A 21,025-nucleotide genomic window follows, 5' to 3' on the forward strand; every position below is an offset into this window, starting at 1 on the left:
GATTATTTCGCCCCACTTGCAGGCGAGGTTTTTACCTTTCCCCCTTCCCCTTCTTCATAAATGACCACCCGAAATCAATATATTTATTGCATAAATTCTCAAAACCTCACCTGAAACCCGATTTACTAAGGTTTTAGCTTTAGTTTTACCCCACCCTAACCATCACTGCGATTAAGTAGGTAATCTTTGGGATTTAAGAAGAAATTCGACTTGTGTGTACACGAGACCTCTTGCAAAAGTACTTTTTGCACTCTCGTGGGAAAAGGCTAAAGGGGAAGGGAAAATACAAAACCTTTACCCTTTCCCCCTTTCCCTTTTCCCGACTTCTGCAAGAAGTCGGTAGGCTTGCGGGGAGGGGAGAGAAAGCGCAACTTTGGCGAGGTGGGGTTCTTCGAGTTTAATAAGCAATCAAGCGACACGACATGAGGACGCTTTTGCATAATTCTGTTATCGCCAACCTTGAGAAATCAGGTCAAAATGAGCGAATAGTGAGTTTCAGCAAAACAGACTTTATTAAAAGATGCCGAAAATATCACAATCTTGGAAAATAATAAAGTAAGTCGAGTATCACAAGACTCACTTGATATCCTCATTTATTCTAGGAAAATATGACTCATTCTTTCCTTGAACGCCTGCGTAGTCCAGATAGCCCAGTCCTCGTTTTCGACGGGGCGATGGGAACCAACTTACAAACCCAAAACCTGACTGCTGAAGACTTCGGCGGCCCACAGTATGAAGGTTGTAACGAATACTTAGTCCACACGAAACCCGAAGCAGTCGCTAAGGTTCACCGCGACTTTCTCGCTGCTGGTGCAGATGTCATTGAAACCGATACCTTTGGCAGTACCTCCCTCGTGCTGGCAGAATATGACTTGGCAGACCAAGCCTATTACCTCAGCAAGACAGCCGCAGAATTGGCGAAACGTGTGGCTGCGGAATTTTCCACGCCAGAAAAACCCCGGTTTGTGGCAGGTTCCATCGGCCCCACAACTAAACTTCCTACCTTGGGACATATTGACTTTGACACCATGAAAGCTACTTTTGCCGAACAAGCAGAGGCGCTGTGGGATGGTGGTGTCGATTTATTTCTGGTAGAAACTTGCCAAGATGTGCTGCAAATTAAGGCGGCGCTGAATGCTATTGAAGAGGTATTTGCTAAGAAGGGCGATCGCCGTCCGTTGATGGTGTCTGTGACAATGGAAAGCATGGGCACAATGTTGGTTGGTTCCGAAATCAGTGCTGTGCTGACAATTCTGGAACCTTACCCAATTGACATTCTCGGTCTAAACTGCGCCACAGGCCCAGACTTGATGAAACCACATATCAAGTATCTGTCAGAACATTCACCTTTCATCGTTTCCTGTATACCCAACGCGGGTTTACCTGAAAACGTTGGCGGTCAAGCACACTACCGGCTAACACCGTTAGAATTACGGATGTCGCTGATGCATTTTGTTGAAGATTTAGGTGTCCAAGTGATCGGGGGTTGCTGTGGGACACGTCCAGAACACATTCAACAATTGGCAGAAGTTGCTAAAGACCTGAAGCCAAAAGTTAGACATCCTAGCTTAGAACCAGCAGCAGCATCAATTTACACCACACAGCCTTATGACCAAGATAATTCCTTCTTGATTGTCGGCGAACGTCTCAACGCCAGTGGTTCCAAGAAATGCCGCGATTTGTTAAACGCCGAAGATTGGGATGGACTCGTTTCAATGGCGAGGGCGCAAGTCAAAGAAGGCGCACACATCCTCGATATCAACGTCGATTATGTGGGACGTGACGGCGTGCGGGATATGCACGAATTAGTTTCGCGCATTGTTAATAATGTGACACTGCCTTTAATGCTTGACTCCACCGAATGGGAAAAGATGGAGGCGGGTTTAAAGGTTGCCGGTGGTAAGTGTTTGCTGAATTCCACCAACTACGAAGATGGGGAACCGCGCTTTTTGAAGGTGCTGGATTTAGCGAAGAAATACGGTGCTGGTGTAGTCATTGGTACTATCGATGAAGATGGGATGGCGCGGACAGCCGAGAAAAAGTTTGCGATCGCAGGGCGTGCATACCGTCAAGCTGTAGAATATGGCATACCACCCACAGAAATATTCTTTGATACCCTCGCGTTACCAATTTCCACCGGAATTGAAGAAGACCGAGAAAACGGTAAAGCCACAATTGAATCTATCCGGCGGATTCGTGAGGAATTGCCTGGATGTCATGTAATTTTGGGTGTTTCCAATATTTCCTTTGGTTTGAATCCAGCCTCGCGGATGGTTCTGAACTCGGTGTTTTTGCACGAAGCGACAACGGCGGGAATGGATGCAGCCATTGTCAGCGCTAATAAAATTTTACCGTTATCGAAGATTGACGCCCGCCATCAAGAAATTTGTCGGCAGTTGATTTATGACGAGCGGAAATTTGAGGGTAATGTTTGCGTTTACGATCCCTTGGGAGAGCTTACCACAGCGTTTGCCGGGGTGACAACTAAGCGCGATCGCTCCTTAGATGAAAGTCTCCCCATCCCCGAACGTCTCAAACGTCACATCATCGACGGCGAACGCATAGGCTTAGAAGAACATCTGAAAAAAGCCTTAGAAGAATATCCCCCTCTGGAAATTATCAACACCTTCCTGCTAGATGGCATGAAAGTTGTCGGGGAATTATTCGGTTCTGGACAAATGCAGCTACCCTTCGTCTTGCAATCTGCGGAAACCATGAAAGCGGCGGTGGCGTTTCTAGAACCGTTCATGGAAAAATCTGAATCAGGCAACAACGCCAAGGGAACCTTTATCATTGCCACAGTCAAAGGCGATGTCCATGACATTGGTAAAAACTTGGTGGATATCATCTTATCCAACAACGGCTACAAGGTGATTAACCTAGGAATTAAACAGCCGGTGGAAAACATCATCAACGCTTACGAACAGCACAAAGCTGATTGTATTGCCATGAGTGGTTTGCTGGTAAAATCCACCGCCTTCATGAAAGAGAACTTGGAGGTATTCAACGAAAAGGGAATTAGTGTTCCCGTGATATTAGGTGGTGCGGCGTTGACTCCCAAGTTTGTCTATGAAGCTTGTCAAAATACCTATAAAGGTAAAGTTGTTTATGGCAAAGATGCCTTTTCTGACTTGCACTTCATGGATAAATTAATGCCAGCAAAGGCAACTAATAACTGGGAAGATTTGCAAGGATTTTTGAATGAAATCGAAACGGCTGAAGTTTCGACAAATGGTAACAAAGAACCAAAAGCTACAACTGCTGAAGAAACATCTGCTGAACCAAAAGTAATAGATACGAGACGTTCCGAAGCTGTAGCTGTAGATATTGAACGTCCCACACCGCCTTTCTGGGGAACGAAATTATTGCAGCCTAGTGATATTCCCATTGAAGAAATATTCTGGCACTTGGATTTACAAGCTTTAATTGCTGGACAGTGGCAATTCCGCAAACCAAAGGAACAATCTAAGGAAGAATATCAGGCTTTCTTAGCGGAGAAAGTTTACCCAGTTTTAGAAAGTTGGAAACAGCGAATTATTGAAGAGAATCTGTTGCATCCCCAAGTGATTTATGGGTATTTCCCTTGTCAAGCTGAGGGGAATTCTCTACATATATATGATTCAGAGAACCAATCACAGCAAGTTACAACTTTCGAGTTTCCTAGACAAAAGTCGTTAAGGCGGCTATGCATAGCAGATTTCTTTGCACCGAAGGAATCGGGAATTATTGATGTCTTCCCAATGCAAGCGGTGACTGTAGGGGAAATTGCCACAGAGTTTGCTCAAAAGCTGTTTGCTGCCAATCAATATACTGATTATCTGTATTTCCACGGTATGGCGGTGCAGGTGGCGGAAGCTGTAGCTGAATGGACACATGCCAGAATCCGCCGGGAATTAGGTTTTGCTGCTGAAGAACCCGACAATATTCGGGACATCTTAGCACAACGCTATCGTGGCTCGCGGTATAGTTTTGGATATCCAGCTTGTCCCAATATTCAGGATCAGTACAAGCAACTGGAGTTATTGCAGACTGACAGGATTAACTTGTATATGGATGAAAGTGAACAACTTTATCCAGAACAGTCTACCACTGCGATTATTACCTATCACCCGTTAGCCAAATACTTTAGCGCGTAGAATCCTACTCGTTAAACCAATACGCTTGGTGTTAGTGATTTACCCTTAAAGATCCCCCTTCAAAGCCTCTGTTCTTCTAGGCTACGGTGTGCATACAAGTCCTTCTCACCCCCTCTAACTCCCCCTTGCTAAGGGGAGAACCGGATATTTCCCCCTTGGTAAGAGGCAGAACCGGATATTTTCTCCCTTAGTAAGCGGGATAACCGAATATTTCCTCCTTTAGAAAGCGGGATAACCGGATATTTCCCCCCTTTACAAGGGGGGATTAAGGGGGGTAAATCCAGAGTTTGGGCTTCATTACTTAAGATGTGTGTACACCGTAGCCTTCTAGGAGATGTATTGTATACAAACGAAACAAAGTACTGTTACTTTGATGATTGTTCCGGGAATCCTGTAGTTGTATACCCACCAAATTTGTTAATCTCTCAGCTTAGGTAGGCTTATTTATGCAACTCATCAGCTCGTTAGATATTAGAAATTCAGAATACTTATCAAAAAATCGCCTCATCAGTTATCATCACCAGTTGCGTCTAATTTTTTCGCTGGGTAATCAGGTAAAAAACGTTCTGGAAATTGGGATTTTTAATTCTCTGTTAACAGACATCTTGAAGAATAATGGATACAACGTCTCCACTGCTGATGTTGACCCCAGCCTCAAGCCAGAAATAATTTTGGATTTGACTACAGATTTTTCCTTACCAAAAGATAAATTTGATGCAATTGTCCTGTTTCAAGTTCTGGAACACTTTCCCTACGAACAGTCAGAAGAAGCATTGAGAAAACTTGCTATTGCAACCAAGAAATTTTTGGTGATTTCGATTCCCTATTGCACTCAATATCTCTCTTTTCAGGTGAAAACCTCTTTCTCAGGTAGACCAAGGCATTTACTATTCAATGTGCCAAAATTCTGGAGTACAACGCCAGTCTGTGACGAACACTGCTGGGAAATGGGTTTAAAAGGATATCCAAAAACGCGGATTTTAAACTCTGTTGCCAAAGCTGGGTTAACTGTTAAGCAAGAATTTATCGATCCTACTTATCCATACCATTATTTTTTGGTGTTGGAAAAGAATTCTAGTAATACTTAAACAGCAATCTGTGGGGAGTGGGGAGTCGGAAGTAGGGGAATCCGAATCAGAAAATGGCGGCAAACAATGCTCAAAAAACGAGCGATCGCCTAAGCTATGCTTTTAAAATCCTAATTGGTATCATGCCCTTCTGTGTTCTCCGGGTTTATCCTGGAAAACAGATGGCTAGGTTGTATTACCTACTATCATCGTTTCAGATACTAACATCGAAAATTACCAATTATGCTAGAACAAGGCACTATCAGTATTCATACTGAGAATATTTTCCCGATCATCAAGAAGTCGCTTTACTCAGATCATCAAATCTTCTTGCGGGAACTGGTATCCAACGCTGTAGACGCCATCCAAAAGCTAAAAATGGTATCCCGCGCCGGCGATTATGCTGGAGATATCGGCGAACCAGAAATTGAAATTGCCATTGACAAAGATAAGAAAACTCTATCCATCTCCGATAACGGTATCGGGATGACCGCAGATGAAGTTAAGAAATATATCAATCAAGTTGCCTTCTCTAGTGCGGAAGAATTTATTCATAAATATGAAGGCAAATCAGATCAACCGATAATCGGCCACTTCGGTCTTGGTTTCTACTCTTCCTTCATGGTGGCGCAAAAAGTAGAAATTGATACCCTATCCTATCAAGAAGGGGCGCAGGCGGTTCACTGGACTTGTGATGGTTCGCCAGCTTTCACTCTCGAAGAATCTTCCCGAACAACTCGCGGTACTACTATTATTCTCAGTCTGCAAGGGGAAGAAGAGGAATTTCTCGAATCTGCACGAATTAAGAATCTTGTCAAGACATACTGCGACTTTTTGCCAGTACCAATTAAACTAGATGGCGAAGTAATAAATAAGCAAAAAGCACCGTGGCGAGAGTCTCCGAGTAATCTGACTCAAGAAGATTATTTAGAATTTTACCGCTACCTGTATCCTTTTCAGGAAGAACCTTTGTTATGGGTACATCTAAATACAGACTATCCCTTTATCATCAACGGGATTTTGTATTTCCCGAAAATGCGACCGGATGTAGATGTTACCAAAGGGCAGATCAAGCTATTTTGCAATCAAGTTTTTGTTAGCGACAACTGCGAAGAAATTATTCCGCAATTCCTGATGCCGATGCGGGGTGTGATTGATAGTACCGATATTCCCCTAAACGTCTCGCGGAGTGCTTTGCAAGGCGATCGCACCGTGCGGAGAATTGGTGATTACATTGCCAAAAAAGTAGGCGATCGCCTCAAAGAACTTTTCCGCGACAACCGCGAACAATACATTAGCGCTTGGAAGGATCTTGGTACTTTCGTAAAATTCGGCGTTCTCAACGACGAGAAATTCAAAAAACAAATCGAAGATATCATCGTCTTCCGCACCACCGCCAAGTTGACAGAAAAACCTGCTGCTGAAACGCCAGTGGTTGAAGTCCAATCTTCAGACGGCGATGCTTGGCAAGATGTGACTCCTTCACCCAGTTCTGACTCAGCACCCAGCGCTCCCTATACTACGCTGAAAGAGTATCTAGAACGCAACAAAGAACGCCACGAAAATCGGGTTTTCTACAGTACTGATGAAGCAACCCAATCTACATACATAGAACTGCACAAAAATCAAGGCTTGGAAGTCCTGTTTATGGACTCCTTCATCGACACCCACTTTATCAACTTCCTAGAGCGGGAATATCAGGATGTCAAGTTTACGCGGGTAGATTCAGATTTAGATAATACTCTCCTGGAACAAGATAAAGATAAGGAAATTGTCGATCCCAAGACGAACAAAACTCGGAGTGAGACGATCAAAGAGTTATTTGAGAAATCCCTCAACAAACCCAAACTCAACATCCGTACCGAAGCTTTGAAATCAGACGATCCTCAAGGTACACCACCTGCGATGGTGCTTCTACCAGAGATTCTCCGTCGCCTGCGCGAAATGAACGCCATGATGCAGCAGGGAACAGCAGAGTTTCCCGAAGATCACATTTTGCTGGTGAATACTGCTCACCCGTTGATTCAAAATCTGGCAAATCTGAACCAAGGTAGTATCATTCAAGGTGACGGTAAATCGTCTACAGATCAGTTAGTCAACTTGATTTGTCAACACGTTTACGATTTAGCGCTGATGTCTCAAAAAGGATTTGACGCTGAGGGAATGAAATCCTTCGTCGAGCGATCGAATGAGGTACTCACCAAGCTGACGGAACAAGCAAGTAAGTAGTGCTGAGGGCTGAGTGCTGAGTGCTGAGTGGGAAGTTAGGAGTTAGGAGTTATTTCTGCCCTGCCCCCCTGCTCCCCTACTCATTGCTCATCTCCCCACTTCTGCTGCCTAAGACCTAAAATGGAAAGGCTGTATTAAAATAACAATCTGGAGATAGTAGCTATGTCCCGTCGCTGTGAACTAACTGGTAAGAAGGCAAATAACGCTTTTTCTGTTTCTCACTCCCACCGCCGTACAAAACGCCTTCAGCACGCTAATCTGCAAGACAAGCGGGTTTGGTGGGAAGCCGGAAATCGCTGGGTAAGACTAAAGTTGTCTACCAAAGCAATTAAAACCCTACAAATTAATGGGTTAGAAGCAATGGCAAAAGAAGCTGGCATTAACCTAAATCATTACTAAGTAATCTGGATTTCATAACCTGAAACTTTCGTAGGTTGGAATAATACGTGATTCGTAGGGGCGCACAGCTAGCTGTGCGCCCCTAATAGAACTCTTACAAAAGTGCTTTTTGCATTCTTGGGGAAAAGGGTAAAGGTTAAAGGGGAAGGGGACAATACAGAACTTTTTCCCCTTCCTCCTTCGCCTTTTCCCGATTTATGCAAGAAGTCTATTAAATCTTGAATGGCAGGCTTTATACAGCAGATTTAAAGGAAGGTGAGGTACACAAGCTAATTCTGTTATTTAAGTATAAAATAATACAATTTTTTAAGGTTTTTTAATAAAAGTTTTAGATCGCAAAGACGCGATAAATCGCCATTTCTACGAAAGACTGATTATTGTAGAGACGGCGATTCATCGCGTCTCTTGCTTGCCTTAACCACCAGAATACAGAATTCTGCTGTATATTTTAAATTCTGTTGGTAGCAAGAGAGAAATATAGGAATCGGTTTTGATTTGGATAACTTACTTGATTTAGCAGGTAGGAGGCAAGAGCAAGAAAGCTCTTTGAATTATACTGAGCTTTTTGACGTAATCAATATGAGTTCTTTACGTAATTTTTACACCACGGATAAATTCCGGCGTCTCTAAATATAAATACTTACCATTTTTATATTTTTCATAATTCAGATTAGACCACTATATACCCAAAATTAATTATAAATTGATTTTGTAATTGCTCAAAACTCTTAACAAGAGGACGAGATAGAGATTAATTGAATAAATAGAAAAAATGCCCGATCTTAAAGAACTATCGAACGAGGTAAACGAAGCATTGATAGTAAAGCTATGAAAGGAAATCCAGAAACTAAAAACCGCAGAGAAAACTACAAGTAATCAAGACTCTCCACTAACCAAGACTAGTTGAGCAATTACAAATAAACAAGGGAATACTGATACTAGGTAGTCTATTTTATTTATAATTTATGACAGCGAACAGTTATGAAACGTCGAATCACTTAGGCCTGCAAGAGTGTCACAAACAGCTACAGCTAACGGTTCAATATCAAAAAATATTGGCGAGGATTCTGGCTAAAATTCGCGCATCTGTAAACATCGAATCCCTATGTTCGACTTCTTGCCAAGATATTTGTCGGCAATTGAAGATTGAGCGAGTTGCAATCTACCGCTTTAATGAAGATTGGAGCGGTAGTTTTATCGATCGCTTGGGCTTTGCAGAACATCCTTGGGATGCATTGACTGCATTTGGACAGGACTTGGTGTGGCAAGATTCGCATTTGCAAGAAACCCAAGGCGGACGATATCGCAAAAATGAGCCGTTTGCTGTGGCTGACATTTACGATGCAGGGCACGCTCGCTGTCATATTGAAGTATTAGAACAGTTTCAGATTCGGGCGTATGCGATCGCACCGATTTTTATTGGTGCAAAACTGTGGGGAATGCTTGCAGCCTATCAACACTCTGCCCCTCGGCAATGGTGTCCTCACGAAGTCGAATTCTTTGCCCAAGCTGCCAGCCATCTTGGTGTGGCAATGCAGCAGGCAGAAAATTTAGAACAGACTAAACAACGCACAGCAGAACTGCAAGATGCGATCGCGCGGCAACGTGCTTTGACGGAAGTGGTAGGAAATATTCGCTCCTCTGTGAATCCCGAAATTATTCTAGACACTGCCTGTCAAGAACTCTGCAAACTCCTGAAGTTAGAGCGGGCAGCAATTTACCGCTTTAATGAAGACTGGAGCGGCGAATTTGTCAGCCAATTCGGCATGGTAGAGGCGCAGTGGGATAGAATCAATCCTTTTGGCAGAAATCTCGTTTGGCAAGATACCCACCTCCAAGAAACGAAAGGTGGACGCTACCGCAATAACGAAAGTTTTGTTGTCAACGACATCTACCAAGTCGGACACTCGCGTTGTCACATCGATATTCTAGAGCAATTCAAGATTCGGGCATATACCTTAGCGCCCATCTTCATCGGCCCAAAACTCTGGGGACTGATAGCAGCCTATCAACACTCCGGGCCGCGCCAATGGGCAAATTACGAAGTGGAATTCCTGGGACAAGTAGGGGCACAATTGGGAGTCGCGATTCAGCAAGCCGAAAATTTGGCTCAGTCGAAACAACAGGCTTCTGCCCTACAAGATGCGATCGCTCGGCAACGAGCATTAACTGAAGTAGTTGGGAAAATTCGTTCCTCTTTAAATATTGATTTAATCCTAAAAACTACTTGCCAAGAAGTATGTAAACTGCTGCGAGTTGAGCGGGTTGGCGTTTATCGCTTCAATGAAGACTGGAGTGGTGAATTCCTCAGTAATTTCGGTATGGTTGAGGCACAGTGGGACAGTATTAATCCCTTTGGCAAAAATCTCGTTTGGGAAGATACTCACCTCCAAGAAACCAAGGGTGGACGCTACCGCAACAACGAAAATTTTGCTGTAGAGGATATTTATAAAGCTGGACACTCGCGCTGTCACCTCGATATTTTGGAGCAGTTCAAAATTCGCGCCTACGCTTTAACCCCAATTTTTGTAGGACGGAATCTGTGGGGATTGCTGGCTGCCTATCAACATTCGGCACCGCGCCAGTGGGATAATGTGGAAGTGGAATTTTTGGGACAGGTTGCTAGCCAACTGGGAGTGGCACTGCAAAGTTCTCAAATGGTGACTCAAATTCAAACTCGCGCTGATGAACTGCAACAATCGGCTGAACAGCGCCGGATTTTATTTGATTTGGTCGTCAAAATTCGAGAATCGTTGGATTTGGAGACGATTTTTAAGACTACAGTACAGGAAGTGAGGCGATCGCTAAATACAGATCGAGTCGGTATTTTCCGCTTCGATCCGAATGTTGGTTTTTGTAGCGGTGAATTTATTGCTGAAGATGTCTTACCCAAGTTCGATTCTGCTCTCGCCGTGAAGGTGCAAGACTATTGCTTTGGCGATCAATATGCACCGCAATATCGTCAAGGGGAAGTGCAAGTAATATCTGATGTCAACAGCGTTGGCTCCAAAGTCCCTCATCTGGATGTGATTGAGCGATTCCAAGTCAAAGCACAGATTGTTGTGCCATTGATGGAAGGTGATGAACTGTGGGGGTTGTTGTGCATTCACCAATGCACCCATACACGTCATTGGGAAGAAGCTGAATTGGAATTTGTCACCCAAGTGGCGGCTCAACTCAGTGTAGCGCTGCGTCAAGCCAACTTGTTTCAACAATCTAGTTTGCTGGGTCAAACTCGTGAAGAAGCCAATCAACTCGCGCAGACACTGAATGAGCTGCGTACTGCCCAAATGCAAATTATCCACGCTGAAAAAATGGCTAGTTTGGGGCAACTGGTGGCAGGAGTTGCCCATGAAATTAATAACCCGATTAATTTCATCCACGGCAACTTGGAACACGCTCATCAATACACACAAGAATTGCTTCGCTATGTGGAGCTTTTTTGGCATCATTATCCCGATGCTGTACCAGAGATCCAAGAGTTTTTCAATAAAGCTGAAATAGAGTATTTATTCGAGGACTTACCTAAATTATTTCAGTCCATGCAGGTTGGTACTGAGCGCATTTGCGAAATTGTCACCTCTTTGCGGAACTTCTCACGCCTAGATGAAGCTGACTTCAAACCAGCAAATATTCACGAAGGTATCGACAGTACATTGATGATTTTGCAAAACCGCTTAAAGCCCTCAGCCGATAGCCTTACCATTCATGTGAGCAAAGATTATGGTACTTTACCTCTAATAGAATGCTATCCCGGTCAGTTGAATCAGGTATTTATGAATTTGCTGTCCAATGCCATTGATGCTCTAGAAGAACGAACCACGCAGGAATCTTCGGAAGCACTGGCAAAAAATCCCAGCAAAATCAAAATTTCTACCTCCCTGCTCAATAAAGATTGGATTGTCATTCGCATTGCCGACAACGGACTCGGTATAGATGAAAAAGTCCTCTCTCGACTGTTCGATCCATTTTTTACTACCAAGGTTGTCGGTAAAGGTACAGGACTGGGATTATCTATCAGCTATCAGATAGTCACAGAAAAACACAACGGCAAAATATACTGTCAATCTGAACTTGGCAAAGGTACAGAGTTTGTGGTTGAGTTGCCGATTCGTCAGGTAACAAATAAAAAACAGTAGTTAAAGTCAACGAGTTAGACCAGAAATAAGCAAAGAGGCAAAGTGATGATTTTTAGGCATTCATCTGAAAAATCATCACTTTTTTACTCAGCACTCAATACTGTTTTGGTAACAGCAGTATTACATAATTGTTTTACCTTTTCTGTTACCCAATCAACACGATCCTTTCCCCAAAACCTCTCACCTTCCACTACCCAAGTCGGGACTCCGGGACAGCCAAACTGTTCGTATTCTGCCAAAGCTGCCACTGCTGCAAGTTTTGCTGCTTCCCCGTAGATTAACTCAAGAATGCGATCGCCATTCAACCCAACATCATTTGCAACTTTCTTAATCACAGACTCATCGTTGACATCAAGTAGATCGATGTACGTCGCTCGAAAGAACGCGGTATCAAGCAAATGCTCCTTCCCAGTTCCACAAGCCGCGTAATACGCTCTGGCAGGAAGTTCTTCGCGACCAAACTTCATTTTCTCCCAGCGCTTGACCCACCTACCAAATTCTTCAAACTCCTTGAGCCGTATTTCAATGCCGTACTTTTTTGCCCACCGCAGACAATCTTCTTTGTGATAGGACGATAACACGGCGCTTTCACTTCGTCCTTGTAAGTCGGCTACCTTTATACCTCGTTCCTTTGGTATATAAATTGGTCGTCGTTGAATATCAACAGGTAAACCCTGCAAAGCTTTTTCGGCAAGAGCAATACCAATATATGAATTTGACGAGTGGTATATCGAGTAGGAGTATACTTTGATTCGCTGCGACATCTTGGCTACCGTAGCTACCTAAGTGATAAATAATTTTTGAATTTATTTTTGCTGAAGCTTGTATGTTCTACCCAGAATCCAGTCAAAGAAAAAGACTTTCCCAGTAATTTAATGCCCATTCAAATGAACGCTTATCAAACCTTTTACCAATTTGATATATCTCTTCCCAAGAATATACTTTTTTTGAAACTCTTTCCTGTGTGCCTGCTAAGTTAGAAATTACTATGTAGTATTTGCCTCGTCCATCAACCTGCTGCTTGAGTGTATCTACTACTCTACCTGCTGGTCTAAAAGTCATTTGAACATCATCAACTGCTGGTTGCTTTCTGAGCATTACTGCGGGATGACCTTCTGAGCATATACAGTCTCCTTCATCTTCAGGGTCTTGTTTGTCCTTGAAAAGAGACCACTGATGCCCAAAGTCACAGATATATGCTCTATATTCTTTCATATATTTTCGCTTTCCTGCGCTTTCTCAACTATTCCCACTAAAATTCTTACTTCATCTATAGTGTTGGGATTTCTCCCTTTGAAAAAATCAAAATTTACACTCAAAGGACAGTTTGCCAATTTAATAAAGGTAGGTATCTGGTTGCTACAGTCGCGGTGAAAAATACTAAGCTGGTAGATAGCACGTTAAAACTTTAGCGGAAATTCCAAATCGCATTCATCGGCGGTTTAGAATTCTCCATTGGCGAACTACCTGTAATTACATTATGTTTGATGCATTATCTGACCGTTTAGAATCCGCCTGGAAAAAACTGCGGGGACAGGACAAAATTTCTCAATCCAACATTCAAGATGCATTGCGCGAAGTGCGCCGCGCCCTGTTGGAAGCAGATGTCAATCTCCAGGTAGTCAAAGATTTTATTAGCGAAGTCGAAGCCAAGGCACAGGGAGCCGAGGTAATTACTGGCGTGCGACCTGACCAACAGTTCATCAAAATTGTTCATGATGAATTGGTGGAGGTGATGGGAGAAGAAAATGTTCCCATTGCAGAAGCCCAGGAACAGCCTACTATTATTCTGATGGCTGGGTTGCAAGGTACTGGTAAAACCACAGCTACTGCTAAGTTAGCCTTACATCTGAGAAAATTAGAGCGTAGCTGCTTGTTGGTGGCGACAGACGTATATCGCCCAGCAGCGATCGATCAGTTGCTAACGTTGGGTAAGCAAATTGACGTACCAGTATTTGAACTAGGAAGCGACGCCGATCCCGTAGAAATTGCAAGGCAAGGTGTAGAACGCGCTAGGGCAGAAGGTGTCAACACAGTCATTATTGATACTGCTGGTCGCCTGCAAATTGACGAAGATATGATGGCGGAATTAGCCCGCATCAAAGCAACCGTCCAACCCCATGAAACGCTGTTGGTGGTAGACGCAATGACTGGTCAAGAGGCAGCCAATCTTACCCGTACCTTCCACGAACAGATCGGCATTACTGGGGCGATTCTCACCAAATTAGATGGTGATAGCCGTGGTGGTGCAGCGCTTTCGGTGCGAAAGATTTCGGGAGCGCCGATTAAATTTGTGGGCGTGGGTGAAAAAGTCGAGGCACTGCAACCGTTTTATCCCGATCGCATGGCATCGCGGATTTTGGGAATGGGCGATGTTCTCACTTTGGTAGAAAAAGCCCAAGAAGAGTTTGACTTAGCTGATGCTGAGAAAATGCAGGAGAAAATTTTGTCAGCAAAGTTTGACTTTACTGACTTTCTCAAGCAGTTGCGGATGCTGAAAAACATGGGTTCTCTGGGAGGCTTGATCAAGATGATTCCAGGGATGAACAAGCTTTCAGACGATCAACTCAAGCAGGGAGAAACCCAGCTAAAGCGCTGTGAGGCAATGATTAACTCCATGACTCGCCAAGAACGCCACGACCCGGATTTATTAGCCAGTTCTCCCAGTCGGCGGCGGCGGATTGCTGCTGGCTCAGGCTATAGAGAGTCCGATGTCAGCAAACTGGTGGGTGATTTCCAAAAAATGCGATCGCTCATGCAGCAAATGGGTCAAGGCGGCTTCCCTGGAATGCCAGGAATGTTTGGCGGTGGCGGTATGGGCAACGCCTTTGCCGGTGCTGGTAATCGTCCCGCAGCCCCCGGATGGCGAGGTTATGATGGTGTCCCAGCCACGAAAAAGAAAAAACCCAAAGATAAAAAGAAAAAAGGCTTTGGGAATCTTTAGTTATTGGGCATGGGGGAGGCAGTGCGGTCTTCTCCCAAGGGGAGACGCCAAGGGCGATGGGGTCTCCCCAAGTGGAGCAACTGCCGTCATGGGGCATGGGGCATTGGGCATTAGTAATTTGCTAATGACTAATGACAAATAGCAGCAAATGCTAGGCAGTGCTAAAATTAGCATTTCGACCTCAGAATTTATCAGCAGAGGAAACTAACCCTCAATTTCTTGGCAGCAGCCAGATTTTAAGTTACTTCCTCACCAATTAGTTGCTAACTAATATCTAAACAACAGGAGAATGATTCTTCAACCATGATCAAACTGCGCTTGAAACGATTCGGTAAAAAGCGGGAAGCAAGTTACCGCATTGTCGCCATTAACAACCTCGCTCGCCGCGATGGCCGTCCCTTAGAAGAATTGGGATTTTATAACCCCAGAACTGATGAAGTGCGACTAGACGTTCCCGCCATCGTCAAGCGACTACAACAAGGCGCTCAACCTACTGACACCGTTCGTCGCATTCTAGTAAAAGCTAATGTTTTTGAGCAGGTCAGTGCAACAGCCGCATCATAATTTCGGAACAAAACTCCCCACAGCTAGCCCCAACTATGTTGAGCTGGTTCGGTTTTTGGTGCAGCCGTTTTTGGAATCTCCAGAGACATTAAGTGTCGATTGTGAAATTTCTCAGGCCCTGAACCGGGTTTGGGTTCGCATCGCCTTTGAAAGCGCAGATAAAGGAAAAGTGTTTGGTCGAGGGGGACGCAATATTCAGGCGATTCGTACAGTAATTGCCGCAGCCGCAGCCGCAGCTGGGCAATCAACATACCTGGATATCTACGGCAGCACCACTCCGGGCCGCGAGGGTATGTCTTTTGATGAAGAGACAGAAGAGCGATCGCCACCGCCGACTAAGAGAGAACCGCGAAATGATGGGCCTAAACCCATTGTTAAACCGCGCCTCCGCTAGGTTGAAACTAGAGAGGAAATCTGAGCGGTTGTTGTTACCTCCGCTCAGAATTTTTATAACGATGGAAAGTAGCAAAAAGATTTAAAAATCTTTTTTTGGACTCTTCACCAGTAGGGGCTATGCCCTCATCCCCAGCCCCTCTCCCAATATGGAAGAGGGGAGTAAATTCTCCAATTCCCCTTCTCCCATGTTGGGAGAAGGGGTTAGGGGATGAGGGCAAGCTGTACGCCCCTACGGACGATTAGTTTATTACAAAAATTTTTCAAAATGTAGGTAATAAAAACATAATTTCGCCGTTAGCGAGAAAAAATTAACCTTTGTCAAATACAGATCCTCACCAATTAAGAAATACTATGGCAGGTGCCTTAACAATTCAGCTGCCGAATATTACCAGTGCGATCGCTCTAGCCGGAGATGGAGAAGAAAATCTCAAAATGCTATCTCGGCAAACAGGAGCCGCTTTAGTGCTACGCGGACAGGAATTAGTGATTTCTGGAACTGAAAAGCAAATCGATCTGGCTTCTCGATTAGTGCGATCGCTTGAAGACCTCTGGATTAAAGGCAATACTATTTCCAGTGCCGATATTTTAACAGCCCGTCAAGCTATAGATAGCGATCGGCAAGGGGAACTGCAAGATTTACAGCGAGATGTTCTCGCCAAAAGTCGCCGGGGTGAAGAAGTCCGTGCCAAAACCTTCCGCCAGCGCCAATATATCGACGCACTCCGCAAACGCGATCTCACCTTTGGGATTGGCCCTGCTGGTACTGGCAAGACTTATCTTGCTGTTGTTGTCGCCGTGCAAGCACTCCTTGCCAACCAGTTTGAAAAGCTAATCTTAACTCGCCCTGCCGTCGAAGCCGGTGAAAAACTCGGTTTTTTGCCTGGAGATTTACAACAGAAAGTTAATCCCTATCTTCGCCCACTTTACGATGCTATTTATGAATTCATCGACCCAGAAAAAGTACCCAGTTTAATGGAACGCGGTGTGATTGAAGTCGCACCACTCGCCTATATGCGGGGACGCACCCTCAATAACGCCTTTGTAATTGTGGATGAAGCTCAAAATACTACACCCGCTCAAATGAAAATGGTTTTGACTCGTTTGGGTTTCCGTTCGCGGATGGTGATTACAGGCGACATGACACAAACTGATTTACCCCTTCATCAACAATCGGGTTTAGGAGTGGCTTTACAAATTTTAAAACACGTTGAAGGCATTGCCTTTTGCGAATTTTCCCAAAAAGATGTCGTGCGCCATCCCCTAGTTCAGCGCATTGTTGCGGCTTATGAACAATACGAAAAATAGGGACTGGGAATGGGGCATAGGGCATTGGGCATTAGTTATACCAATTTGAAAAAAGAATGCGACAAATAGACCATTTGTAGAGACGCGATTCCTCGCGTCTTTACCCAAGGATATGTTGCAATCATTAATTGAATTGGTATTATGAATCATCGTTTAACCAACGACAAATGACAAAGGACGAATGACAAATGAGCACAACATTAAAAGAATTTTTAGCAGCTTGCGAGACTTTAGGAACTTTGCGTTTAATTGTTACTAGCAGCGCTGCTGTATTAGAAGCGCGAGGCAAGATAGAAAAGTTATTTTATGCAGAATTGCCTAAAGGTAAGTATGCGAATATGCATACTGAAGGCTTTGAGTTTCACTTGAATATGGATAGAATTACTCAGGTGAAATTTGAAACAGGTGAAGCGAAGAGGGGTAACTTTACAACCTATGCCATCCGCTTTTTAGATGATAAACAGGAGTCTGCTTTAAGCCTCTTTTTACAATGGGGTAAACCAGGAGAATATGAATCAGGACAAGTAGAAGCTTGGGAAACTCTAAAAGAGAAGTATGGCGAAGTTTGGGAACCTTTACCAGCAGAAATTTAATACAGCTAAACTGATAGAGGTGGAGGAAATCGGATATCTGCACTGAACTGCTCGATATTAACGCTGCGATGAATCGGTAAAATATATTCTAAATTTTCGTGGGGACGGGGAATAATGTGGTGAGAAAGTAGCTCGCCACCGTCAACTCGCAGTACCGCATTTACTCCTGCTGTCACTGCTACATTCACCTCGCCTATAGTTCCTCGAATTAACACGGTAATTCGTCCCAAATCAGTGTTTTCATAACCAACAAGGGTTACACGGGCAGCTTTACACATAGCATCTCCTACTTCCACAGCAGTGGGAACGCCATAAACTTCAATCATGCCTAATGCCAATGTCATGCTATCACTATAAATTCGGGATAGGGCTAATTATATTACTACAAAGTTTTAATTTTTTATCGATAAATAATAAACATTAAATACAAAATTGCTAATGCTTGTAATGAAGGGAATTTGGAGTTTTTACTTGCTGTTTTTTTTCCTATTGTGGGGTGGTGAAGCTTTTGCAGGAGAGTTGTCTCAAAGGTTAGCAAATTTTCCCCAATGGGAAAAACTAACTTCAGTGCAATCGGCTTCGGGTGATTTGGTTTATCCTGAATGGATGGCTGGTACTTGGAAAGTTACAAGTACCTTAGTAGATTTAGCTGCGCCTTTAGCACCAGAGATTGTAACACCAGGGTTTGAAGGTAATCGCCGACAATTAAATCAACCTGTGAGTTTTGTAGTAAGATTTGTAAAAGAGCAACCATCTATTTCTGGGTTAAAAATACTTCCTCAGATAGGTTACAAATCCCCAATTTTAGTAGCGGATAGAGCATTTAATAGCTTGAATTTGGCAAGGGCTTATTTAGGGGATGAAGCAGTGTTATCAGTCAAAGTAGATCCAGATTCACCTAATCGTCAAATTACGTTCTTGCGTAGCAGTCGCCAACTAGTTTCTATTGTGACTGCACGCGCTACAGAAACTACCCCTGATGGCAATTTCATCACCACAGAAGTGTTTCAACAGCTATTTAAAGGCGGCTCACGCCCCTATTTAAATTCTGTAGAATCGACTACGGCTTATCATAAAGTTTCAACATCTAATCCGGCGATTGAAGCAGATCAAGTTACTGCTGTCTATCTTTCACCCCAAGATCCAGATTACTTTAAAGCGGTTTCTCAACCAGTTGCTCTCTATCGCTATCGCCTCGAATTTTTCCCTCAAGAACTACCAACTCCTCCCAAAGAGTGATTTGTCATCTAGCTCTTGACTACTTTGTAATGCGTTTGTAGTATATAGATTCCAAGTTTACGATCGCGCTCTTGGACGGTGTGCATCATGGCCAAATTTCAAGATATTGTCAATTACTTTCGCTCTTACTGGAAGCCGAGTGTTTTCAGTATTACAGCATCCAGCGTTTACGAAATTATTGATTTGGTTGTTCCTTACGCGATCGGACAGATTTTAAACGTTTTGTCTGCTCAACCCTTGGATAAACCACTTCAAAGTGCGATCGCAACTTTTTCTGACATCACCAATTACCCAGTAAATAAAACTCTATATTTAGGTGTATTACTGGGTTTAATTTTCGTTGTCACTGTAGTGAGAGCGCCAACACAACCCTGGTTAACCAACTGGTTTCATTGGGATATAGCCTTCAGATCGCGTCGAGAGAACAACGAAACAGCGATCGCCAAAGTTCTGACTCTCCCCCTAGAATTTTATGATGAAAATAACCCTGGACGTATTGCCGGCAGAGTAGCTAGAGGCGTTGCTAACCACACTTGGGTGTATCCCGAAATCGCCGGACAGTTGATTCCTAAACTGGCTCGTGTACTGGGAATTTTTGTATTTATCTTGTTCATTGAATGGCGGATTGCAATTTTATATTTAATTTCTTTTGTAATTATTCTCAGCTTCAGCTTGAGGAGTTTACAACAGCTAATTAGGTACGAAAGTCGTCTGGATAAGTATGGAGAGGACACCGAAAGCCACACTTCCGAATTGATTACCAATATCAAAACGGTGAAAGCATTTGCTACAGAAAGTAGGGAACTGAAACGGCAAAAGCAACGTTTGGATCGCGAACTATTGGTGCTTGATTATCGCATCCACAAAGGTTATACGATATTGGGTACTTGGCAAAGAACCGTAATTCAGTTTTGTGTATTTACAATTCTGGGTTTGACTTTAGCAGCAACAGTAAATGGAAGAATTTCTCTCGGTCACTTTGTCATGACCTTAACTCTTTCTAGCATGGCTTATGCCGAATTAGAACCTATTAGTAGCTTGGCAGAAGTTTTTGCCCGTCGTTATTCTTCCATGCTGCGGTTTCACGAATTTCTCCAAGAGCCAATTGCATCTGATTCAGCCAGTCTTTTAGAAGAGAGCAACCAGACAGATTCACCTTATAAATTTACTGGAAAAGTTGAGTTGTCACATCTCAGTTTTGGATATGATGCCAAGCGTCAAGTTTTACAAGATATTAACTTGTTGATTGAGCCATACCAAACAGTGGCATTAGTGGGACGTTCCGGTTCTGGTAAGTCTACTTTAGTGAAATTGCTGTTGCGATATTTTGAACCTCAAACAGGTCAAATTCTGATTGATGGTCAAGATATTCGCACTTTGGATGTGGGTAAATATAGACGGAGATTAGCGATCGTTCACCAAGAAGTAGACGTTTTCAACGGTACTATATTGGATAACCTCACTTACGGCAGACCAAATGCCAGTTTGGAGCAGGTTAAAGAAGCCTGTAGAATTGCCAGAGTCGATGAAGTAGTGCAGCACTTACCCCAAGGTTATTACACCGTCGTCGGAGAACGAGGTGTCAGGTTATCTGGAGGACAAAGACAACGCTTAGGAATTGCTAGGGCGTTGTTGGTGGAACCAGACGTGCTGGTTTTTGACGAAGCTACCTCTAGTTTAGATTATGAGTCTGAGCGTTCAATTCAGCTAGCGATGCGATCGATTCAGGGTACTTGCACCACCATCGTTATTGCCCACCGTTTAAGCACAGTCCGAGAAGCTGATAAAATTGTCGTTCTAGAGCAAGGAAAGATTGCAGAAGTGGGTAGCCACGATGAACTCTTGCGTCACGAGGGTATTTACCGCCGCTTGCACTCCCTGCAAGAAACTGGAGAACTCCTGAGTTAGGGGACATACAGATTTTTGATTGACCCTACAAATTAATCTGCTTGATTAAATCGACCTTATTGCCAATAAAGTCGATTTTTTTTTCAATTGTCCACAACAGTATTTT

The 21,025-nt window shown here is 43.7% G+C and carries 15 protein-coding genes; 12 read left to right on the forward strand and 3 right to left on the reverse strand.

Annotation, left to right across the window (positions count from 1 at the left end; translation table 11 throughout):
• Nucleotides 1-608 precede the first annotated feature (608 nt).
• The 5 genes from metH (at nt 609) to V7K45_RS26785 (ending at nt 11,970) form a co-directional block, all read left to right on the forward strand.
• Nucleotides 609-4,136: a methionine synthase gene (gene metH, locus V7K45_RS26765; protein ID WP_335008039.1), complete on the forward strand. Its 3,528-nt coding sequence runs from the start codon at nt 609-611 to the stop codon at nt 4,134-4,136.
• Nucleotides 4,137-4,582: 446 nt separating this feature from the next.
• Nucleotides 4,583-5,224, forward strand: a complete 642-nt coding sequence (locus V7K45_RS26770; protein WP_094350733.1) for a class I SAM-dependent methyltransferase — start codon at nt 4,583-4,585, stop codon at nt 5,222-5,224.
• Between the two features lie 222 nt (nt 5,225-5,446).
• Complete coding sequence (gene htpG / locus V7K45_RS26775; RefSeq protein WP_335008042.1) at nt 5,447-7,432, forward strand: molecular chaperone HtpG; 1,986 nt, start codon at nt 5,447-5,449, stop codon at nt 7,430-7,432.
• A gap of 162 nt (nt 7,433-7,594) precedes the next feature.
• Nucleotides 7,595-7,831, forward strand: coding sequence for a 50S ribosomal protein L28 (gene rpmB, locus V7K45_RS26780; protein WP_322683189.1), 237 nt, complete (start codon nt 7,595-7,597; stop codon nt 7,829-7,831).
• Nucleotides 7,832-8,796: 965 nt separating this feature from the next.
• Nucleotides 8,797-11,970: a GAF domain-containing sensor histidine kinase gene (locus V7K45_RS26785; RefSeq protein ID WP_335008047.1), complete on the forward strand. Its 3,174-nt coding sequence runs from the start codon at nt 8,797-8,799 to the stop codon at nt 11,968-11,970.
• 83 nt (nt 11,971-12,053) lie between these two features.
• On the opposite strand, the gene V7K45_RS26790 is transcribed toward V7K45_RS26785, so the two are convergent.
• Complete coding sequence (locus V7K45_RS26790; RefSeq protein WP_335008049.1) at nt 12,054-12,734, reverse strand: DsbA family protein; 681 nt, start codon at nt 12,732-12,734, stop codon at nt 12,054-12,056.
• 82 nt (nt 12,735-12,816) lie between these two features.
• Nucleotides 12,817-13,185, reverse strand: a complete 369-nt coding sequence (locus tag V7K45_RS26795) for a hypothetical protein (RefSeq protein ID WP_335008051.1) — start codon at nt 13,183-13,185, stop codon at nt 12,817-12,819.
• 265 nt (nt 13,186-13,450) lie between these two features.
• Here V7K45_RS26795 and ffh point away from each other — a divergent pair, with 265 nt between their 5' ends.
• From ffh to V7K45_RS26820, 5 genes are all read left to right on the forward strand, one after another.
• Nucleotides 13,451-14,914 carry a signal recognition particle protein gene (gene ffh, locus V7K45_RS26800; RefSeq protein WP_335008053.1) on the forward strand — a complete coding sequence of 488 codons (1,464 nt, stop codon included), beginning with the start codon at nt 13,451-13,453 and terminating at the stop codon, nt 14,912-14,914.
• Between the two features lie 303 nt (nt 14,915-15,217).
• Nucleotides 15,218-15,478, forward strand: a complete 261-nt coding sequence (gene rpsP / locus V7K45_RS26805) for a 30S ribosomal protein S16 (protein WP_292783039.1) — start codon at nt 15,218-15,220, stop codon at nt 15,476-15,478.
• Nucleotides 15,441-15,872, forward strand: a complete 432-nt coding sequence (locus V7K45_RS26810) for a KH domain-containing protein (protein WP_335008055.1) — start codon at nt 15,441-15,443, stop codon at nt 15,870-15,872. The genes rpsP and V7K45_RS26810 overlap by 38 nt, the downstream gene beginning before the upstream one ends.
• A gap of 353 nt (nt 15,873-16,225) precedes the next feature.
• Nucleotides 16,226-17,179: a PhoH family protein gene (locus tag V7K45_RS26815; RefSeq protein WP_335008057.1), complete on the forward strand. Its 954-nt coding sequence runs from the start codon at nt 16,226-16,228 to the stop codon at nt 17,177-17,179.
• Between the two features lie 188 nt (nt 17,180-17,367).
• A complete protein-coding gene (locus tag V7K45_RS26820; protein ID WP_335008059.1) occupies nt 17,368-17,772 on the forward strand; it encodes a ChuX/HutX family heme-like substrate-binding protein in 405 nt (134 codons plus the stop codon).
• A gap of 5 nt (nt 17,773-17,777) precedes the next feature.
• Here the strand turns inward: V7K45_RS26820 and V7K45_RS26825 are convergent, their stop codons facing one another.
• Complete coding sequence (locus tag V7K45_RS26825) at nt 17,778-18,116, reverse strand: carbon dioxide-concentrating mechanism protein CcmK (protein WP_335008061.1); 339 nt, start codon at nt 18,114-18,116, stop codon at nt 17,778-17,780.
• 94 nt (nt 18,117-18,210) lie between these two features.
• Between V7K45_RS26825 and V7K45_RS26830 the strand changes: the two genes are divergently transcribed.
• Together V7K45_RS26830 and V7K45_RS26835 are read left to right on the forward strand one after the other, a co-directional pair.
• Nucleotides 18,211-19,011 carry a DUF6816 family protein gene (locus V7K45_RS26830; protein WP_335008063.1) on the forward strand — a complete coding sequence of 267 codons (801 nt, stop codon included), beginning with the start codon at nt 18,211-18,213 and terminating at the stop codon, nt 19,009-19,011.
• Between the two features lie 87 nt (nt 19,012-19,098).
• A complete protein-coding gene (locus V7K45_RS26835) occupies nt 19,099-20,919 on the forward strand; it encodes an ABC transporter ATP-binding protein (RefSeq protein ID WP_335008065.1) in 1,821 nt (606 codons plus the stop codon).
• Nucleotides 20,920-21,025 lie beyond the last annotated feature (106 nt).

This window comes from Nostoc sp., from assembly GCF_036917375.1.
In the GTDB taxonomy this organism is placed as follows: Bacteria; Cyanobacteriota; Cyanobacteriia; order Cyanobacteriales; family Nostocaceae; genus Nostoc.